The sequence below is a fragment of the Moorena sp. SIO3H5 genome, assembly GCF_010692395.1.
Lineage (GTDB): Bacteria > Cyanobacteriota > Cyanobacteriia > Cyanobacteriales > Coleofasciculaceae > Moorena.
In genome coordinates, this window is record NZ_JAAHHS010000716.1 from 1 (window position 1) to 1,897 (window position 1,897).

The 1,897-nt window shown below is 44.9% G+C and carries 3 protein-coding genes; all 3 read right to left on the reverse strand.

The genetic code is table 11. The annotated features are described in order from the left end of the window. Window positions 1-209, reverse strand: a 209-nt coding sequence (locus tag F6K52_RS35840; RefSeq protein ID WP_293089903.1) for a hypothetical protein, incomplete at its 3' end; no start/stop codon positions are given. Between the two features lie 165 nt (window positions 210-374). Beyond that, the gene (locus F6K52_RS35845) at window positions 375-815 is read right to left on the reverse strand and encodes a hypothetical protein (RefSeq protein WP_293089906.1); all 441 of its coding nucleotides are present in this window, start codon (window positions 813-815) and stop codon (window positions 375-377) included. Between the two features lie 391 nt (window positions 816-1,206). After that, entirely contained in the window at window positions 1,207-1,695 is a 489-nt protein-coding gene (locus F6K52_RS35850) for a hypothetical protein (RefSeq protein ID WP_293089909.1), read from the reverse strand. Window positions 1,696-1,897 lie beyond the last annotated feature (202 nt).

Consider the following 1,897-nt stretch of genomic DNA (forward strand, 5'->3'; position numbering starts at 1 on the left):
ACTAGCGCGTTGTCGACCGCTTTTTGCCCCCACATTACCACCATGTTAGCGGGTAACTTTTGAGAGTTATCCGGGCTGTTGTTGGCAATGGTGATGACGTTCTGGGTTTCCGTAGTATTTTCAATCTTTAGCAAAGAATCACCGGAACTACTCGGTGATGATAAACTGTATTCCTTGATTCTGGCTAATTTTACTTGGGGACCGGACATTTCAACCTCCGAGAAAAACCTTTCTACCTTTCTCGAAAAACCTTTCTGGCTTCGATTTTATTGCTTTTTAGCAAAGAAGTAGGGTGGCAATCGCCCTACTTCTTTTCTGCCTCAGTTAGAGTGCATTGTCACTTTTGTGAGGTTTGAGGTCAAACTCCTATCATGTCATGGTAGGAAGAAAAATTTCACCACAGAGCTAGGACTGGTGCTAATATTAGTCACCACAATTTCACTGTTTTTGGGATTGAAGGTATTTTTTTGTGTTTGGCGATCATTGGCTGGGAATTCGAAGCTGTCGGTATCTTGACTGTAAGTATACAGCAACTCCGCACTGTAGTTGGGGCTATAGTTTTGGGCTACCATCGTCATATCTCGTTCAGGAGTATCGGTAATGGTCAAGCTAAGAAGGTCTTTGGGCAAAAAGTATGGGATATTAAACTCAAACTTCTTTTCACCAGGAACATCAGCGATTAAGGTACCACCTTGACTAAGTTCGCTCAAGGAAGCATCGGGAGCTGCACTAGCAGAACCGACTTGTAGGCCAAAAACGACAGCAACAGTGAAAACAAAGGCGACAAGAGTGCCGAAGATACGTTTGATGTTCATAGTTTTTCTTAATTTCAACAAAGTTAGCAAGCAAATACATCGGTTGGAATGGGAAGCGCTGGGGTATTTTCTGCCCATTCGTCAGAGTCAGCATTTTCCATAGCCTTGGATGGACTACTCAAGAATCAGGGGGTGGACATCATCCACGGACCGCACAATCATGGATTCGAGGTTTTAAGCTGAATCTTCTTCAATTGTCTGATTCTGTAATAACGACGATTCTCAAAGGCAATTTCTGAATTTTTGGAGATAGAAGATTTTTTGATAACTCGATATCTCCTATGAAATGATCGCACCTCTTTGTCCATTTTTGAGGGCGATCCCCAGCTTCATTGCACATCAACAATAGTTGAGCAACGCCAAAATTTGGGCTCTAGAAGAACCAAAATTTCTACCTCACCTCATTGAAAACCGCTATATATTCCAGTTTCCCAACACAAGGAGGAGACCGAGAAGGTAGCAGAAATTTTCCCCTTCCATTCCCCACCTCTGACTCTTCTTGCCTCTTCTCCACTGCCTGACAGGAATTCCCCCAATAGTGCTCCGATAAGGGAGTGTGGGGAGTATAGGGAGTGTGGGAAGTATGGGAAGTGTGGGAAGTATGTTTTTTTCCTGTCTCCTCCCTCTGAACCAAGCAGTATTGGGAATTCCCCCTACTTCCAGTTTCTTGATCAAATTGAGCCAAAGCCAAAATCGGTGCAGGCTGCCTTTCACAAACCGCCCTCTCAACACATCGACAACTATCTTTATTTACCTCTAACTTCTCCTCAGAAGTAGCTGCAATAGGAACCGACTCAGACTCCTGCACCGATAGTGCTACCTCCTCCACTTCCTCACTAACAACACTCTCCACTTCCTCCACCGCAACAGATGATGTCACCGTCTCGCCCACAATCGGTTCAACTTCTGCTTTCTCCTGGGACTTTTCCCCAATTCCCGACTCAGTTACCTCATTACTCCCGGTTCGCCCATTTTAAATCGAGTTAGAAAAAGCTGAAGGATTGAATCAGAGGTCTCGAGTATGGTACAAATGCACTGAGCAGACGGGCTGGGATTTTCCGGCGTCGGAACTGCACAAAGGG